This window comes from Flavobacterium sp. (genome assembly GCF_029242675.1).
In the GTDB taxonomy this organism is placed as follows: domain Bacteria; phylum Bacteroidota; class Bacteroidia; order Flavobacteriales; family Flavobacteriaceae; genus Flavobacterium.
In genome coordinates this window covers 1-18,023 of record NZ_JAQWTM010000092.1, presented here as the reverse complement: position 1 = coordinate 18,023, position 18,023 = coordinate 1, and the positions used below count along the sequence as shown (strand labels likewise).

Annotated in this window: 20 protein-coding genes; 12 read left to right on the top strand and 8 right to left on the bottom strand. The window is 34.9% G+C overall.

Features of this window, described 5'->3' with window-relative positions:
• The first annotated feature begins 48 nt into the window (after window positions 1-48).
• Entirely contained in the window at window positions 49-567 is a 519-nt protein-coding gene (locus P8M54_RS03805) for a shikimate kinase (protein ID WP_300285394.1), read from the top strand.
• Here the strand turns inward: P8M54_RS03805 and P8M54_RS03800 are convergent.
• Window positions 559-1,059: a phosphoribosyltransferase domain-containing protein gene (locus P8M54_RS03800; protein WP_300285391.1), complete on the bottom strand. Its 501-nt coding sequence runs from the start codon at window positions 1,057-1,059 to the stop codon at window positions 559-561. The two genes, P8M54_RS03805 and P8M54_RS03800, sit on opposite strands and share 9 nt — an antisense overlap.
• A 33-nt stretch (window positions 1,060-1,092) precedes the next feature.
• Window positions 1,093-1,482, bottom strand: coding sequence for a S4 domain-containing protein (locus P8M54_RS03795; RefSeq protein WP_300285389.1), 390 nt, complete (start codon window positions 1,480-1,482; stop codon window positions 1,093-1,095).
• A gap of 78 nt (window positions 1,483-1,560) precedes the next feature.
• On the opposite strand from P8M54_RS03795, the gene P8M54_RS03790 reads away from it, so the two are divergent.
• The gene (locus tag P8M54_RS03790) at window positions 1,561-2,547 is read left to right on the top strand and encodes an FKBP-type peptidylprolyl isomerase (protein WP_300285386.1); all 987 of its coding nucleotides are present in this window, start codon (window positions 1,561-1,563) and stop codon (window positions 2,545-2,547) included.
• Window positions 2,548-2,741: 194 nt separating this feature from the next.
• Here the strand turns inward: P8M54_RS03790 and P8M54_RS03785 are convergent, their stop codons facing one another.
• Window positions 2,742-3,695, bottom strand: coding sequence for a transketolase C-terminal domain-containing protein (locus P8M54_RS03785; protein WP_300285383.1), 954 nt, complete (start codon window positions 3,693-3,695; stop codon window positions 2,742-2,744).
• Window positions 3,696-3,779: 84 nt separating this feature from the next.
• Complete coding sequence (locus P8M54_RS03780; RefSeq protein WP_300285380.1) at window positions 3,780-4,628, bottom strand: transketolase; 849 nt, start codon at window positions 4,626-4,628, stop codon at window positions 3,780-3,782.
• Window positions 4,629-4,812: 184 nt separating this feature from the next.
• Between P8M54_RS03780 and P8M54_RS03775 the strand changes: the two genes are divergently transcribed.
• Both P8M54_RS03775 and P8M54_RS03770 read left to right on the top strand, forming a co-directional pair.
• On the top strand, window positions 4,813-5,394 hold the full coding sequence (locus P8M54_RS03775) for a Crp/Fnr family transcriptional regulator (protein WP_300285377.1): 582 nt from the start codon (window positions 4,813-4,815) through the stop codon (window positions 5,392-5,394).
• A 103-nt stretch (window positions 5,395-5,497) separates the two neighbouring features.
• Window positions 5,498-6,013 carry a hypothetical protein gene (locus P8M54_RS03770; RefSeq protein WP_300285374.1) on the top strand — a complete coding sequence of 172 codons (516 nt, stop codon included), beginning with the start codon at window positions 5,498-5,500 and terminating at the stop codon, window positions 6,011-6,013.
• A gap of 175 nt (window positions 6,014-6,188) precedes the next feature.
• Here the strand turns inward: P8M54_RS03770 and P8M54_RS03765 are convergent, their stop codons facing one another.
• From P8M54_RS03765 to P8M54_RS03750, 4 genes are all read right to left on the bottom strand, one after another.
• The gene (locus P8M54_RS03765; RefSeq protein WP_300285371.1) at window positions 6,189-6,503 is read right to left on the bottom strand and encodes a rhodanese-like domain-containing protein; all 315 of its coding nucleotides are present in this window, start codon (window positions 6,501-6,503) and stop codon (window positions 6,189-6,191) included.
• Between the two features lie 9 nt (window positions 6,504-6,512).
• Window positions 6,513-6,791 (bottom strand): rhodanese-like domain-containing protein, encoded by a 279-nt coding sequence (locus tag P8M54_RS03760; protein ID WP_300285368.1) that lies wholly within the window; start codon window positions 6,789-6,791, stop codon window positions 6,513-6,515.
• A 177-nt stretch (window positions 6,792-6,968) separates the two neighbouring features.
• Window positions 6,969-7,394, bottom strand: a complete 426-nt coding sequence (locus P8M54_RS03755; protein ID WP_300285365.1) for a DUF1003 domain-containing protein — start codon at window positions 7,392-7,394, stop codon at window positions 6,969-6,971.
• Window positions 7,395-7,405: 11 nt separating this feature from the next.
• Window positions 7,406-7,969, bottom strand: coding sequence for an alpha/beta hydrolase (locus tag P8M54_RS03750; RefSeq protein ID WP_300285362.1), 564 nt, complete (start codon window positions 7,967-7,969; stop codon window positions 7,406-7,408).
• Between the two features lie 157 nt (window positions 7,970-8,126).
• Between P8M54_RS03750 and P8M54_RS03745 the strand changes: the two genes are divergently transcribed.
• The 8 genes from P8M54_RS03745 (at window position 8,127) to dnaB (ending at window position 17,822) form a co-directional block, all read left to right on the top strand.
• Window positions 8,127-8,969, top strand: coding sequence for an alpha/beta hydrolase (locus P8M54_RS03745; protein ID WP_300285359.1), 843 nt, complete (start codon window positions 8,127-8,129; stop codon window positions 8,967-8,969).
• Between the two features lie 87 nt (window positions 8,970-9,056).
• Window positions 9,057-9,518, top strand: a complete 462-nt coding sequence (locus tag P8M54_RS03740; protein ID WP_300285356.1) for a hypothetical protein — start codon at window positions 9,057-9,059, stop codon at window positions 9,516-9,518.
• A gap of 199 nt (window positions 9,519-9,717) precedes the next feature.
• The gene (tgt, locus tag P8M54_RS03735) at window positions 9,718-10,848 is read left to right on the top strand and encodes a tRNA guanosine(34) transglycosylase Tgt (RefSeq protein WP_300285353.1); all 1,131 of its coding nucleotides are present in this window, start codon (window positions 9,718-9,720) and stop codon (window positions 10,846-10,848) included.
• A gap of 112 nt (window positions 10,849-10,960) precedes the next feature.
• Window positions 10,961-12,049 carry an LptF/LptG family permease gene (locus tag P8M54_RS03730; protein WP_300285350.1) on the top strand — a complete coding sequence of 363 codons (1,089 nt, stop codon included), beginning with the start codon at window positions 10,961-10,963 and terminating at the stop codon, window positions 12,047-12,049.
• Window positions 12,036-12,935, top strand: a complete 900-nt coding sequence (locus tag P8M54_RS03725) for a DMT family transporter (protein WP_300285348.1) — start codon at window positions 12,036-12,038, stop codon at window positions 12,933-12,935. The genes P8M54_RS03730 and P8M54_RS03725 overlap by 14 nt, the downstream gene beginning before the upstream one ends.
• A 108-nt stretch (window positions 12,936-13,043) precedes the next feature.
• Window positions 13,044-14,975 (top strand): alkaline phosphatase family protein, encoded by a 1,932-nt coding sequence (locus P8M54_RS03720; RefSeq protein ID WP_300285345.1) that lies wholly within the window; start codon window positions 13,044-13,046, stop codon window positions 14,973-14,975.
• 208 nt (window positions 14,976-15,183) lie between these two features.
• On the top strand, window positions 15,184-16,137 hold the full coding sequence (locus P8M54_RS03715) for an acetyl-CoA carboxylase carboxyltransferase subunit alpha (protein WP_300285343.1): 954 nt from the start codon (window positions 15,184-15,186) through the stop codon (window positions 16,135-16,137).
• Between the two features lie 140 nt (window positions 16,138-16,277).
• Window positions 16,278-17,822, top strand: a complete 1,545-nt coding sequence (gene dnaB / locus P8M54_RS03710; protein ID WP_300285341.1) for a replicative DNA helicase — start codon at window positions 16,278-16,280, stop codon at window positions 17,820-17,822.
• The last annotated feature ends 201 nt before the right edge of the window (window positions 17,823-18,023 follow it).

The following is an 18,023-nucleotide window of genomic DNA, read 5'->3' as shown; positions in this document are numbered from 1 at the left end:
TTTTTTTATCAATATATCTTAACGTCTTAATTTATAAGGTTTTATTCTATGTCAAAAATTGTGTTATTAGGTTATATGGGTTGCGGGAAGTCGACTATTGCGGGAAGATTGTCAAAAATCATTAATGTTCCCTTTGTGGATCTTGATCAATATATTGAAGAAAAATCAAAATTGTCCATAAACGCCATCTTTGAACAACGAGGTGAGATCTATTTTAGAAAATTAGAGCATGAGCTATTTAGGGAACTATTGGCATTGCCGGATTCTCTTATTATAGGTTTAGGGGGAGGGACGCCTTGTTATGCCAATAATCATCAGTTCTTGCAACAAGATGACGTAGCATCTTTTTATTTAAAGGCATCTATAGATACTTTGTTCAATAGATTGTCAGTAAATAAGAGTAAAAGACCTCTAATTGCTAATAAATCGAACGAGGAGATGAAGGAGTTTATAGCTATGCATGTTTTTGAGCGTAGCTATTTTTACAATCAGTCTAAATATACTATAAGTGTCGATCAAAAATCTGCGGAAGAAATCTGTAATGAAATTACGATTCTACTAACTTAAATAAGCATAACTCGTATTATCGGGTTCAAAAACTACCTGAACATGCTCTAGTAGGGAAGTTGATAGCGATATTCCTTTAAAATCGGCTTTAACTGGATACTTTTTATGATTTCTATCTACAAGTACCGCCGTTTTGAATTTTTTCAGAGGAACCTCTAAGAAATGACGAACGGCGTATATCAATGTTGTTCCCGAGTTTAATACATCGTCAATTAATATAAGTCCTTTGTTAGCGTATTCTTCTTTGCTTAACGAAGTGGAAATAGGAAGTTCGGGCTGCTGCTTATTGATTTGTACCTCACATAAGAGAACTTCGAGAGTTGAAATGCTTCGTAGTTCAGTTGCTATTTTTTCGGCAAAAAGAAAGCCATTATTAGCTATTCCTGCTAGAACTACTTCTTTCTCATCTATAAAAGTCTCATAAATTTGAAAAGCAATTCTTTTTATTTTATGTTCAATTTCTTGATTGGTTAAGATGATGTTTCTATCCATAGCTTTTAATTTTTGGTTATTTGGTTCTGCTTTTTACAAATCGTCCTCATCTGAGTGAATTTCATTTCCAAATTCATCAATATCTCTTCTGTCTTTCTTGGTAGGTCGCCCTGTACCGTTTTTGCGATAGTGGTCTTTTGAAAGTTTTAATAGTTCCAAATGTTGGTACACTTCTGCAGGCGTGTCATTGCGACGGTAAATATCAACCAGCTTTGCACTGACCCTATTGTCAGGAATGTCAAGAACGGTTATGATTTGTGTGATTTGATCTTTTCGAAACGTTATTTTATCCGTTGGAAAAACTTCTTTCGATGGTTTAGCTACATTGCCGTTAACTGTAACGTGGTTCTTTTTACAAGCCTCAGTAACCATATTTCTAGTCTTGTAATAACGAACGCACCATAAATATTTATCTATTCTCATAAAAATTCTAAAATCAGAGTTAAATTGTTTACAAAAATAAACCAATATTGTATCTTGCGCACTTAAAAATTAGTAATAATGAACAAATTTAGGTTTTATTTTATTTTAACAATTATATCGCTCTCTTTATTTTCTTGCTCGAAAAATAATGTGGATGAGGTAACTCCTCTACGAGACTACGCAGTTCAGTTTACCGCAGATAATGTAGTTATCGAGGAGTATTTGAATACTCATTATATGACAGTGACTAATAATCCAGGTCAAACCAATGACCAGGATGTTGAGTTCACAAAAAAGCCAGAAGGTGGCACACAACCATCTATTATGTCGTATTTAAATAAAAGTACCTACCCTAAATTATTGGTTAGGGATGTGGCTTTTCATGATATTACTTATAAAATGTATTACTTAGTTTTGAGACCGGGTACAGGGGAGAGCCCTTGTAATGTAGATGGTGTTTTAGCCTCTTATAAAGGTACTTATTTGCAAAATAGTACGGTTGATAATGTAACAACTTTGACAGCAACTTCATTTGAAGATGTGATTTATCCCCAACAGTTTTTGGGATTGTACAATACGATAACAGGTTGGGGGGAGATTTTTCCTCAATTTAAAACAGGTGATGCTCCAGTTGCTAATGCTGACGGTACCTTTACTTATAACAATTTTGGAGCTGGAGTAATGTTTATCCCTTCTGGTTTGGCTTATTTTGCTGCAGGATCAGGTACAATACCGAGTTATGTTCCTTTAATTTTTAAGTTCAAATTATACGCAATACAAAGATTGGATCAAGATAACGATGGTATTCCATCTTATTTAGAAGATCAGAATGGAGATGGGTATTTTGGAAGGTTTGCTAGTGGAACTGTGAACCCGGATGATACTGATGGAGACGGAATCCCTGACTTTTTAGATGTGGATGATGACGGTGATGGTACCAGTACTCGAAAAGAAATTACTGCAGCTGATGGGACATTAATTCCTTTTAGTGCTATTCCTGATTGTTCAGGTAATACTACTAACCCTGCTAGAATTAAAAAGCATTTAGATAAAAACTGTAAATAAATTCATTTCTAGAAATAGTATAAAACCCATTCAAATCCTGAATGGGTTTTTTGTTGTTATTATTCCATGACATTAACTGTCTAAGTGGTTTTTATAAGAAACCATTCATTCTTAAATGTGGTATAAATAGAAAATAAGAAAGCCGTTAACTTCAATATAGTTAACGGCTTTCGTTTGTTATTTTGGTAAAAGGATTACTTTCTAGCAATCACTCTTTCAACTGCTGCAACAATTGCTTCGTTGTTTAATTTGTATTTGTCCATTAACTGGGCAGGAGTTCCTGATTCACCAAAGCTATCATTAACCGCTACAAATTCTTGCGGAGCTGGGTGATTCAATGCTAATACTCTAGAAACGCTTTCGCCAAGACCTCCAAGGATATTGTGCTCTTCTGCCGTTACAATACATTTGGTTTTTGCCAATGACTTTAAAATTGCCTCTTCGTCTAATGGTTTAATAGTGTGTATGTTGATTACCTCTGCAGATATTCCTTTTGCTTCAAGAGCTTCGGCAGCAATAAGTGCTTCCCAAACTAAGTGACCCGTTGCAACGATCGTTACATCCGTACCTTCGCTTAACATAATGGCTTTTCCAATCACGAAAGGCTCATCTGCAGGCATGAAGTTAGGTACTACGGGACGTCCAAAACGCAAGTAAGCTGGTCCATGGTGGTCCGCTAATGCTAATGTTGCTGCTTTAGTTTGATTGTAATCACATGTATTAATTACTGTCATTCCTGGTAGCATTTTCATCAATCCAATGTCTTCAAGAATTTGGTGTGTTGCTCCATCTTCTCCTAATGTTAATCCAGCATGTGAAGCACAGATTTTTACATTTTTATCAGAGTAAGCTACTGACTGACGTATTTGATCATAGACTCTTCCTGTAGAAAAGTTAGCAAAGGTTCCCGTGAACGGAATTTTACCTCCAATAGTTAATCCTGCAGCGATTCCAATCATGTTAGCTTCCGCAATTCCGATTTGGAAAAAACGCTCTGGATGATTTTTTTTGAAATCATCAAATTTTAAGGAGCCTATTAAATCAGCACAAAGTGCAACTACATTTTCGTTTTTTTGACCTAATTCAGTCATTCCCGCACCAAAACCCGAACGAGTATCTTTACTTCCTGTATTTGTATATTTTTTCATTCTTTTAAATTCAAAGCTTTAAAATTTAATAATTGAAAGATTTTGAGTGGTAATTCAAAATTTGCAATTCAAAATTTAAAATTATTAATAGTCGGCTAAAGTGGATTGATTTTGCTCTAATGCATTTTCTAACTGTGCATCGTTAGGTGCTTTTCCATGCCATGCATGCGTGTGCATCATGTAATCAACGCCATTCCCCATTTCGGTATGTAATAATACGCAAACTGGTTTTCCTTTTCCAGTTTTGGATTTGGCTTCGTTCATTCCAGCTAGAATAGCCTCTAAATTGTTACCTTCTTTGATGTCAATTACATCCCAGTCAAAAGCTTCAAACTTAGCGCGAATACTTCCCATTGCTAGTACTTCATCAGTAGTTCCATCAATTTGTTTTCCGTTCAAATCAACAGTTGCGATTAAGTTGTCTACTTTTTTAGCAGAGGCATACATAATTGCTTCCCAGTTTTGACCTTCTTGTAATTCACCATCACCATGAAGTGTGTATACTAAATGACTGTCATTGTTTAGTTTTTTTGCTTGAGCAGCACCAATTGCAACAGATAACCCTTGTCCTAATGAACCCGATGCGATTCGAACTCCAGGTAAATTATCATGCGTAGTTGGGTGTCCTTGTAATCTCGTGTTGATTAAACGAAAAGTTGCTAATTCCGATACTGGAAAATACCCGCTTCTTGCTAAAACGCTGTAAAAAACAGGAGAGATGTGTCCGTTTGATAAAAAGAATAGATCTTCTCCAATTCCGTCCATATCAAATCCCTCTTTGCGCTCCATCAAGTTTTGGTATAAAGCGACTAGAAATTCAGTACAGCCTAATGATCCTCCAGGGTGTCCTGAATTTACAGCATGTACCATTCGAAGAATGTCTCTTCTTACTTGGATAGTTAAATCGTTTAATTGTTGTGTGTTAGGCTTCATTTTGTGTGTAAAAGTTAAACTATTGCAAATGTAATTTTTATTTTTTCGGAACACAAATGAATTGCAATTTAGTTATCAGTAAACAAGTTAAGTAATCCGCCTGCATTGGGAGGAGACTAGTAGTGACATTAGGTTTTACAGACTAAAATTTTTAAAATAGATTGCTAATTATTACCTTGCAACTATGTATGAACAATTGGCTAAAAGCATCGGAGAAAAAGTAGCATTGAGCACATCAGAAATGGAACTGTGTAAAACTTTTTTCATCCCTAAAAAGCTGCGTAAAAAGCAAACTTTATTATTAGAAGGCGACGTTTGTTCGTACAATGCTTTTATCGAGAAGGGGGTTTTGCGCTCTTATTCGACTGATGAAAAAGGTAATGAACATACCATGCAATTCGCTTTTGAAGGCTGGTGGATTAGTGATTTGTCAAGCTTTTTATTAGGAAGTGCCTCGACCTACACCATTGAAGCGATCGAGGATGCTGAGCTGTTATTGCTAACCTATAACGCAAGGGAAGAGCTGATGCAGCAGGTGCCTGTATTTGAACGCTATCAAAGAATATTGCTTCAAAATGCATTTATAGCTTTACAATCAAGAATTAACGGTGCATTGAATGCTTCTGCTGAAGAAAAATATATCAATCTCACCATTTCCTATCCGGACATCATTACTCGTGTGCCGCAACATATGATTGCTTCCTACCTTGGGCTAACTCCTGAAACACTTAGCAGGGTGCGCAAGCAAATTAACCTACGTAAATAAATACAGATCACTTTTCTTGATGTAGATCAATACCATTTCTTATTCCACGTCAAGGAGGTTTGGTAGTTGGTAGTTGTAGATTTGCCTTATCAAAATCATAAAAATGCAAAACGTAAAAACAATTGCCGTTATTGGAGCCTCTGACAAAAGAAATTTTGCTGTGCTAAATGAGCTAGCCACTCGTTACCAAATGTTATTATTTGATACTAATGAAAAAGCGCTGAACGAAATTTATCAAGCACTGCTCATTCAAAACCGATACGCTAAAATCGAACAAATGCCTTGTGCTGTCAATGCTAGTTGGGAGGCTGACATTATTATTCTTTCGGGTTTTTGTATCAATGATGCCGATACCGTTCAAAAAATTAAAAAGGTAGCTACTGCTAAAACGATTATCATCATGGAAAATGATGATGAGTTTACCAAATCTATCAATTACCAAGTGAGTTTTGATCTTATTTTTCCACATTCGAAGATAGTAGAAGTCATAAACATTAATAGTGATGATAGTCAGGAAAAGGAATTTCTTTTAGAGGGTCACGATTCAAGTGCGTTGGATACCGTTTCACACATTTTTGAAGGCATTGGTTTCAATACCTATGTTTCACAAATTAACTAGTGAGGTGTTTTACTGTTTCTAGTACAAACTTAAACTGCTTACTTATTTTAGAATGAGATTGAGATAGCGTTATTATTGGTGATGCAATGCAATAACGATTTTAAAATCAAAATCTCATTAATAACAGAAAAGCCTCAACATACCGTTGGGGCTTTTTGTGTCTGTATACCTTTTTTCAGGATATTTTATTTTTTAGGCTAGTCCAGCCACCTCCATTAAAAACATTTTGAAAGCCATTTGATTGCAGGATACCTTTTGCGGAAGCGCTTCGCATGCCTGAGGCACAACAGGTGATAATAACAGAATCTTTTTTAAATTTTGTTACCTGAGTATTTAATTCGTTCAAAGGGATGTTAATTGAGTTTTCAAGATGTCCTTGCTTGTATTCTTGAGGAGAACGAACATCTATAATAATGGCGCCTTGCTCAACTAATGCTACATAATTAGTGGCAGGGCCAATTCCGAAAATTTTTTTTATGAGGTTGATCATTGCTGCTTTTTATTTTGATTTTAGATAATTTACCTCAAGCCAGGATCCGCCATTGTAACACTCAATGCCATTTTGTGTAAGGAATTGTTGCGCTTGACCGCTGCGATTTCCTGAAGCGCAACACAAAATTAAGGGTGAGGCTAATTTTTTTATCTCTTCAAGTCGCTCTGGGATTTCATTTAGTGCAATGTTTATAGAATCTACCACATTGCCTCCCATGAATTCAGTATAGGAACGAACATCTATGATGGTTCCTTTATTTTCTTTAATTAATTTTTCTATTTCCATTTTAATTTAGATAGTTGTACAACAAACAGTTGTTTTTTTTACAAATTTAATACTGAAAATTTGAAAGGACAGTAACATTTGTTACAGACAGCATCGATTCATAGGAATTAATTGGATGATAATGTAGTGGAAGTGATAAAATGTACTAGCACTACTGATTATGTGATCGTAACTACATCAATCTTTTTGCTTTTGATCATCCATTTGCTGCAGTAGTCTTATAATTTTATCTAATTTATCAACTTCAATCGAATTTAGTTTGGATGTAAGTGCTTCGATCTCAAGTTTGGCATCAATATTCGTTTGATAATCAGCTTGCGCTTGCATTCTATCTCTTTCATTTTGTCTGTTTTGAGACATCATAATTATCGGTGCGGCATAGGCTGCTTGGGTCGAAAAAAGTAAGTTAAGTAAAATGAAAGGATAAACGTCCCAATGCTTAACATAGGCAACCATATTTAAGACCATCCACAAGGTTACGAGAATAGTTTGAATGATTATAAATCGCCAAGAACCCATTCCTTTTGCTACAGCATCGGCAAGGCGACTCCCAAATTCAAGTGTTTCAAAATGGCTTTGATGCCAGTTTTTTGTTTTGCTCATGATTCTATTTTTTAAGTTGTTTGTTGTTTTTGTTGCATTAGATGAACTAGATCCTGCATTATTTGCTGTCCTTCATCCCATAATCCCAAATTTGATGCTGCATTGATATGCCCTTTGTCACCTATATTAATAAAAGTGCTCTGCCATTTTTCTGCTAGAAACCTTGCTTTATCTAGTGTAATATAAGGGTCATTAGTACTAGTTATTAAAATTGAGGGGAACGGAAGCGGTTCAAGCGGTATTGGTGCAAAGTTCCAAGTTTCGGGAGGCGTATGATCACAAGAATCTACATCTGCAGGAGCGACTAATAATGCTCCTTTTACTTTTGGGTCATAGCGGTGTTTACTCCAATGGGTTATTAAAACTACCGCAAGACTGTGTGCGATTAATACTATTGGACCTTCTACCTGTGCAATTGCGCTATCAAGGCTATTGAGCCAATCTTGCAAGTCAGGTAAATACCAGTTTTTTTGATTCACTTTTTGCGTATTGGGCAGTTGTTCCAGCCAGTGATTTTGCCAATGTCCCGGAGATGAGTCACCTAATCCAGGAACTATTAATAAGGTGTGCGTCATTTTAATTTATCTTAGTAGAGAAAACAAGTTGTACAAAGCTACACAATAAGAGTCTCTATTTTAATATAATTTATGCTTTTACGTAGCTTATAAATCAATTTTTATTTGGCTTTAAGCCAATGCATAAATATTAGTTTTATCTTTGGTAAAAAAAGTTATGCGCTATTGTTATCCATTTATGTTTCTTCTTTTTGTTTTTACAATTTATAGTTGCAGTACAAAAAAAATAACCGATGTTTCCTATTTACCTTCCTCAAAATCGGCTGTTGCAGCTACACCTAAATTAAATGTTTTCGTACCGAGAAAAAGCAAGAAGGAATCTCCAATCTTGATTTTTGTACATGGTGGATATTGGAATAGTGGACGAAAAGGTACCTATGATTTAATGGGACGTAATTTTGCTCGAAAAGGAGTAGTCACCGTTATACCGGATTACACTTTGAGTCCCAATGCTAGTTACGATGAAATGACTGCTGAAATTGCAGCCGTGATCAAATGGGTACAAGAAAATGCTAAGGAATACAAAGGAAATCCTAAACAAATCTTTATTACTGGGCATTCTGCTGGAGGTCACTTAGCGGCTTTAGCGGTTATGAATCCTAAATATGGTATTGAAGCTAATGCAATTTCAGGAATTATACTGAATGATGCGGCTGGTTTAAATATGAAAGATTACTTAGAAAAAAATCCGCCAACCGAAGCCTATAATTATATAAGCACATGGACCACAAGTCCTGAAAAATGGAAAGATGCTTCTCCTATTTATTTTATAGATAAAAACACACCTCCATTTTTAATTTATGTTGGAGAGCAAACCTACGGTTCTATAAAAACAGCAAATAAACAGTTTTTAGAAGCTTTAAAGCCGTTTCAACCCAATGTAAGTCCGATTTACATCAATAAAAAGCATGTTCCAATGGTAACACAATATTTTTATCCGTGGAATGATCGTATTGATGAGGTGATTAAATTTATGGATATGCAAATTAATAAAAAGTAATAGCAGAAGGAGGTAGGGTAAATTTCTTTTGGGTTGTCTTACTTATAGATTGAGAATAAAAATGTTAATCTATAAAAAGATACAGTTATGAAAACGATACAATCCTTATTTCTAGTGTTAGCCTTTACTGTTATGACCACGGCCGAGGCGCAAACGACTAAAGTAAATGCTAAAACGCAAGTTGAAGTTAAAAACACTAATGCATATTATCAGCAAAAGGCGAGAGAAGATGCCCGAATAGAACAAGAATTTAGAGCTGAGAGTAAACGAGAAGAAAAGGTTTTTTGGAACCAACAAAAAGAGTATGAAAAGAATTTAAAGTCACAAGACAGGCGTGCCTACCGTGTGTATATTGAGGCCAAGAACGATGCGTATGCAAACCATTATCATACTTGCAATGGTAGTTGCCCTCATTCTGATTACTATTACCAGCAAGCGGGATTTTATTATTATGAGTACCATCAACCTCGATATAGCGGTACATCAACAAGAGCAACAATCAATACTAATATAGGAGTCAGTACTCCTGCAGTTAGATTGGGATTATAGAACGATAGAGCGGTACAATCGAGAGAAATCTGCTTGCATAGTTTGTGCAAGCAGATTTTTTTTGTTTAAAAGTAAATCAATTTAACACTTAGTATAAAAATAGAATTAAGCTTACTTGCTAATTCTTATATAAATTTTAGGCTGTTCTAATTTTCAAGTTGCCTAATTAAACTATCTTTGCCCACTGAAAAAAGCAATTATGAAGTTTGATTTATTACATAAAGACCCGCTATCTAAAGCTAGGGCAGGAAGCATTACTACAGATCATGGGGTGATAGAAACTCCAATTTTTATGCCAGTTGGAACGGTAGCCTCTGTAAAAGGAGTGCATCAACGAGAATTAAAAAACGATATCAACCCTGATATTATTTTAGGAAATACCTATCATTTGTATTTGCGTCCGCAAACTGAAACTTTAGAAAAAGCGGGTGGATTACATAAATTCATGAATTGGGATCGTAATATCTTGACAGATTCTGGAGGATATCAAGTGTATTCCCTATCGGCAAACAGAAAAATAAAAGAAGAGGGAGTTAAGTTTAAGTCTCATATAGATGGTTCTTACCACTTTTTCACACCCGAGAATGTAATGGAGATTCAGCGTACCATTGGTGCTGATATCATTATGGCTTTTGACGAATGCACGCCTTATCCATGCGACTACAATTATGCTAAGCGTTCTATGAAAATGACGCACCGCTGGTTAGACCGTTGTGTGAATCATTTAGAAAAAGTGCCGGTAAAGTATGGTTACGATCAAGCCTTTTTTCCAATCGTACAAGGAAGTTGTTACAAGGATTTACGTCAACAATCAGCTGAATATATCGCAAACTCCAACCAAGTTGGAAATGCAATTGGTGGACTTTCAGTAGGGGAACCTGCCGAGGAAATGTATGCTATGACTGAGGTAGTGTGCGAAATATTGCCTGAAGATAAGCCTCGTTATTTAATGGGTGTTGGAACTCCAATCAATATTTTAGAAAATATCGCGCTAGGTGTTGATATGTTTGATTGCGTGATGCCAACTCGAAATGCTAGAAACGGAATGTTATTTACCGCAAATGGTACGATTAACATCAAAAATAAAAAATGGGAAGATGATTTCTCTCCAATTGATGAAATGGGAATTACCTTCGTCGATACAGAGTATACGAAAGCGTATTTGCGCCATCTTTTTGCAGCCAATGAATTTTTAGGAAAGCAAATTGCAACCATACACAACCTTGGCTTTTATATGTGGTTGGTTCGTGAGGCTAGAAAACATATCTTAGCAGGAGATTTTAGACCATGGAAAGAGATGATGGTTAAAAACATGAACCAACGATTATAAAAAAAAATGTTTAAAGTTATTTTGTTCAAAGTTGATAAATGGTAGTGCTAAAGCATTGCATTTTAAAATTTGAACCTTGAGCTATTAAACCTCATACCTTACACTTTTTTATATGTTAACAATAATAGACCGGTACATCCTAAAGCGATACTTAGCCACATTTGCCGCTATGTTATTGATGTTTATCCCTATTGGGGTAATTATTGATGTTTCTGAGAAAATCAATTTCATGATTGAGAATAAAATTCCTTTTCTTGATATTGTAGTTTATTATTATCACTTTACCATTTATTTTGCGAACAGTCTATTTCCTATCTTTTTGTTTTTATCCATTATTTGGTTTACCTCCAAGCTAGCTAATAATACTGAAATCATTGCAATTTTAAGTTCAGGAATTTCATTTACACGGTTTTTAAGACCCTATTTAATTGGTGCTTCGATAATATCGGCTTTCGTTTTGCTGATGGGTTTTTATGTAGTTCCGGTATCTAGCGAAGGTTTTAATAATTTTAGGTATACCTATTTAAGAACCGGTGGAAAAGAACAAATGCGAGGTAAAAACACTGATGTATACCGACAAATTAACGATAATGAATTTCTCTATGTGAATAGCTTTAATGCGGAGTCGCAAGTGGCTTTTCAATTTGCTTTAGAGAAATTTGATAAAGAAAAATTAATTTCCAAAATTACGGCTAGCAGAATAAAATGGAATCCCAAAGACAGCACCTACACGATGTATGATTACACTAAAAGGACTGTGGGAGTACTTGGAGATAAAATCGAAAAAGCCGCAGAGAAAAAAACAAAGTTTAGTTTTGAATTGGAGGATTTAACACCAGTTATTTATATTGCTGAAACGCTAAGTTTAAACAAACTAATCACTTTTATTGATAAGGAAAAGGCTAGAGGTTCCTCGAATATCAACATTTATATGGTGGTGCTTTATAAAAAATTTAGTGTACCAATATCAGCATTTATTTTGACGATAATAGCGGTTTCAGTATCAGCCATGAAGCGAAGAGGAGGAATGGGAATGAATTTAACGATTGGTATTGCGGTGGCTTTTGGTTTTGTCTTTTTTGACAAAATTTTTGGTGTGCTAGCAGAAAAATCTACTTTTTCTCCCTTTTTAGCTGTTTGGTTTCCTAATTTTGCTTTTGGAATACTAGCGATATTTTTACTACGCAATGCAAAACGATAATCTCAAGAGTTATTTAAACCTACATTTAATTGTATTTATTTGGGGTTTTACGGCGATATTAGGTGCGTTAATTACCATTAGTGCCGATGCTATCGTTTGGTACAGAATGCTTTTTGCGGCATTGTTTTTAGGATTTTTTCTTCTGTTTAAAAAGAAACCTTTTCGCATTCCAATTCGCTCTTTTTTGAAACTAATCTTTGTTGGATTACTAATTGCGTTGCATTGGCTTTTCTTTTTTCATGCTATTCATGTTTCTAATGTATCGATAACTTTATCTGTTTTTTCACTAGGAGCTTTTTTTGCTTCCATCTTAGAGCCATTGTTCTATGGCAGGAAAGTACTGTGGTATGAGGTTTTTTTTGGGCTAATTATAATTGCAGGCCTCGCCTTAATTATGAATGTTGAGGTTAGCTATTTTGCGGGAATGCTCTATGCTCTTGTATCCATTATTTTAGGTGTTTTGTTTACTTTGATGAATGGTAAATTAATTGAGAAACACGATTCAGCTATTATTGCATTCTACGAATTTTTAGCGGGAGTGTTCTTCATAACTATCTATTACTTGTTTCAAGGGAAATTTTCGGTATCTTTTTTCCAGCTAACATTCAATAACTGGATGCTTCTTTTAATCTTGGCGTCAGTTTGTACTGCCTATGCTTTTACTGCTTCTGTGAAAGTAATGGAAAAATTAAGCCCGTATACCGTTATGTTGACTACTAATTTGGAACCCGTTTATGGAATTGTTTTAGCTTATTTTATCATTGGAGGAAAAGAGAAAATGAGTGCCTCTTTTTATATTGGAGCTATAATTATTATAATCACCGTAATTTTAAACGGAGTCATAAAGCATCGACAGAAGAAAGCTTTAAATCGAGTGCAGCAATAACTATCGATCTAAAATTCAAAACGCTTTAAGTACCCTTATTCAGCTATTAGACCAAGCGTCAATTTTTGAAATAAATGTGTCAAGTTTTACTAATTAAATACGTATACCATGCAAAAACATTTGCGACTTAACGAATATAAAGTACTGTTTTACAGACTCTCACTTGCGTATTTGTTTTACTTTATTGCCCGAGTATTGTTTTATTTATACAATGCAGACTTGTTGCGGGTAGAGTCTTTCTCTGATTTTATGGCATTGAGTTATTATGGATTAGCATTTGATACTACGGCAATCCTTTATGTAAATTTGTTATTTATTGTTTTCTCTACGCTTCCGTTGTGGAAAAACACGAATAGAGGTTATCAAAAATTTCTTTTTTATTTTTACTTTGTTACTAATTTACTGATCTATGCGACTAATTTTATAGATTTTATATATTACAAATTTACCTTTGCAAGAACAACGATTGTAGCCTTAGATGTAATCAAGCATGAAACTAACAAGTCTAAATTGTTTTTAAACTTTCTTTTTGAGTATTGGCATGTTTTTATTTTGTTTGTCATAAGCGCTATTTTATGGATTTATTTGTACAAAAAAGTTACCGTTAAAAGCTTTAAGCCTGTCAAAATCATATCTTATTTTGGTTTCTCAATAATTGGTTTTTTAGTTATTGCGCTATTAACCATTGGAGGAATTCGTGGAGGTGATTTTAAGAAGTCGACTCGTCCAATTAATTTATTAGATGCCAGTCGTCATGTAAAAAACATCGTGCAGTCCGACCTAGTTTTAAATACACCTTTTGCCATTTTCAGGACGTTATTCACTAATGGTTTTGCAAAAGTTAAATACGAAGGAGTGAATCAAAAGGTTATTAATAGTTTGGTACAACCAATAAAAACCTATAATAATAACCCAAAAACTAAACCGAACATTGTTGTTTTTATTATCGAAAGTTATGGACGAGAATACATAGGAGCTTTCAATAAAGATAGCAATATATCCAATTATCAAAGTCATGCTCCGTTTATAGATTCCTTAGCGCAGCATAGTATGATTTTTACAAATGCGTATGCTAATGGTAGACAGTCTATTCATGGGATGTCATCTGTACTTGGGGGAATACCTTCGTTTAAGGATGCGTTTACTTCTTCGCCGTATCCGAAACAAAAGATTGAGTCCTTAGTCTCAACGCTCAAGGGTGAAGGCTATGACACCTCATTTTTTCATGGAGCTGCTAATGGATCAATGGGATTTTTGGGCTTTAGTAAAATTTTAGGGATTGATCATTATTATGGAAGAACTGAGTTTAATGATGATTCACAGTTCGATGGCTTTTGGGGTATTTGGGATGAGCCTTTTTTACAGTACATGGAAAAAACATTAGATAAAAAGAAAACACCTTTTTTCGCTTCTGTTTTTACGGTTTCTTCGCACGAGCCGTATAACATTCCTCAAAAATACACGAGCCGCTTTAAAGAAGGTGGCGTTCCCATTCATAAATGTGTTGAATATACTGATTTCGCTCTGAAACGTTTTTTTGCGGAAGCGAAGAAAAAGCCATGGTTTGAGAACACTATTTTTGTTTTGGTAGCGGATCACTGCAACCAAATTTTCTATGATGAATATCAAAAACCAATGAATAGATATGCAGTTCCTATCCTAATATATAAGCCTGATAGTAAATATGTAGGTGTAGATAACGACTGGGCACAACAAATAGATATTTATCCAACTTTGCTAGACATGATTGGGTACGACAAGCCTTTTAGAAGCTGGGGTCGCAGTTTGCTTGATAAAAAATCAAGTCAGCCATTTGTAATTAATTCTACGGGAACTATTTATCAGTTTGCAAAAGGCAATTATATCTGTACTTTTGATGGTAAAAATGTAATTGGGTTTTATGATAAAAATGATAAAGCACTCAAGTTTAATTTGATTAAAAATCGAAATGCCGAAATGAATCAAATTGAATTGCATTGCAAGGCATTTATCGAAGACTATATGAATAGAGTAATGGATAAAAAACTCACAACCAACTAATAATCGTTTTTTTAGGTAATAGAGGTTGGTTTTTAGTACTTTGGACCTTGTTTATAGTGCTTTTAGTATAATGTAAGCTACTCTATTTGGTTTAAATAAGGGTAGCCTTAAGTATCAGTTTATAGTTAAATTAAAAATAAAGGGTTGCAAACGATTTAAAATTTTATATTTGCAGTTCCGAATAAAACAAACAAAACGCACAGATCCTATGGAATATTTAGATTTTGAGCTTCCAATAAAAGAGTTAGAAGAGCAATTAGATAAGTGTCTAGTTATTGGACAAGAATCAGATGTTGATGTTACAAATACGTGTAAGCAAATCAACAAGAAGTTAATTGAAACCAAGAAAACTATTTATAAAAACTTGACAGCATGGCAACGTGTTCAACTGTCTAGACATCCTAACAGGCCGTATACCTTAGATCATATCAATGCGCTTTTTGGAGAAACGTACCTTGAACTTCACGGGGATAGAGGTTTCAAAGATGACAAAGCAATGATCGGTGGTTTAGGAAAAATAGGAGGTCAGTCTTTTATGATTATTGGACAACAAAAGGGGTACAATACTAAGACTCGCCAATATCGTAATTTTGGTATGGCTAATCCTGAAGGATACCGCAAAGCTTTGCGTTTAATGAAAATGGCAGAGAAATTTGGTATACCTGTAGTCACCTTAATTGATACTCCTGGTGCTTATCCTGGACTAGAAGCTGAGGAGCGTGGACAAGGAGAAGCAATTGCAAGAAATATTTTTGAGATGGTGCGTTTGCAAGTGCCAATCATTACCATAATTGTAGGTGAAGGTGCTTCTGGTGGAGCTTTAGGAATAGGAGTTGGAGATCGTGTGTACATGTTAGAAAACACTTGGTATTCAGTTATTTCTCCGGAATCTTGTTCTTCTATTTTGTGGAAAAGTTGGGAGTACAAAGAGCAAGCTGCCGAAGCTTTGAAATTGACTTCTGCCGACATGAAAAAACAAAAATTAATTGACGATATTATACCAGAACCATTAGGTGGAGCGCATTACGACAGAGCCACTACCTTTAAAACTGTTGAGCAATATATTTTAAAAGCGTATGATGAATTAAAAGATTTATCAACAGCTGATTTAATAGCTCAAAGAATGGATAAATACACTAAAATGGGTGAGTTTAAAGAATAATCATTCAAAACAGAAGATACAATCCGAAGCCTCGCCGTTTCGGATTTTTTTTTGGTTATGAACAAAAAAACAATACTTATAAACAATATTTTGTAATAACTCAACACTGATTTTTTTTAATTTTGTGTTACTTTCGCTCTATGGAAAACTTCAAAAATATAAATCCGGTTAAGGTAGATAAGTCTACGATTATAAGCCTTGAAAAAGGAAAATTACAACCTCAAGCTATCGAGCTAGAAGAAGCCGTTTTAGGTGCCATGATGATTGATAAAAAGGGTGTTGATGATGTAATTGATATTCTGCAACCAGATGCTTTTTACAAGGAAGCACACAAGCATATTTTTGAAGCGATTGTGCAATTATTTACAGATACACAGCCAATTGATTTATTGACAGTTTCCGCACAATTAAAAAAGAATGCAAAATTAGAATTAGCTGGAGGTGACTTTTATTTGATTCAGCTAACACAAAAAATATCTTCATCTGCCCATATTGAATTCCACTCGCGTATCATATTACAAAAGTTTATTCAAAGAAGTTTAATCCGAATTTCATCTGAAATTATCGAAGATTCCTATGACGAAACTACAGATGTATTTGATTTGTTGGATAAAGCAGAATCCAAATTGTATGAAGTAACGCAAGGAAATATCAAGCGTAGTTCAGAAACGGCTCAAAGTTTAGTTTTACAAGCTAAAAAACGAATCGAGGAAATTGCAGGACAAGAAGGTTTAAGTGGTGTTGCAACCGGTTTCGATAAATTAGATAAATTAACCTCAGGATGGCAACCTAGTGATTTGATCATTATTGCGGCCAGACCTGCAATGGGAAAAACTGCATTCGTACTTTCTATGGCTAGAAATATGGCCATAGATTTTAATATGCCTGTAGCTTTGTTTTCTCTAGAGATGGCATCAGTACAACTTATAACACGTTTGATTTCATCAGAGACCGGACTGTCTTCAGAGAAATTGCGTACCGGTAAACTAGAAAAGCACGAATGGGAGCAATTGAGTACTAAAGTAAAAAATTTAGAAAAAGCACCCCTTTTTATTGATGATACGCCGTCTCTCTCTATATTTGATTTACGTGCTAAAGCCAGACGTTTAGTTTCTCAGCATGGAATTAGAATTATAATTGTCGATTATCTACAGTTGATGACAGCCGGAGGAAATAGTAAAGGTGGTGGAAATAGAGAGCAAGAGATTTCGACTATTTCGCGAAATCTAAAAGCGTTAGCCAAAGAACTTAATGTGCCTGTAATCGCACTTTCGCAGTTGTCTCGTGCCGTTGAAACCCGTGGATCTAGTAAACGACCTTTGCTATCTGACCTTCGTGAATCTGGAGCTATTGAGCAAGATGCCGATATTGTTTCCTTTTTATACCGTCCTGAATATTATAAAATAGATGAATGGGATGATGATGAAGCTTCGCCTACTGCCGGGCAAGCTGAAATAATGATTGCTAAACACCGTAACGGAAGTATCGAAAATGTTCGATTGAAGTTTATTGGTCACCTGGGTAAGTTTGATAACTTAGATGATTATGGTAGTAGCTTTGATGATTTACCCTCTTCAATGAATCAAGACGAAAGCGCATTTATTACCAAAAACTTACCTTCGGCTCATGATGCATTTGGAAGTAATTTTAATGATGATGAGGATGATGACGAAATGCCATTTTAATAATTTCGTTTATGATTATCAAATGTTTACCTGTTGTGTTAGTAATTTAGTTCGATAAAAGGGTTATGAAAAGTTATATTTTTGTAGTTTAGCCTTACCTACTGTTTAATTTTTAAAGACTAACCAACAAAACCAAAAAAATGGCAGAAGAAAATATACCACAAAATGTAGCAGTACCTTTAAAAACTGCTAAACAATGGA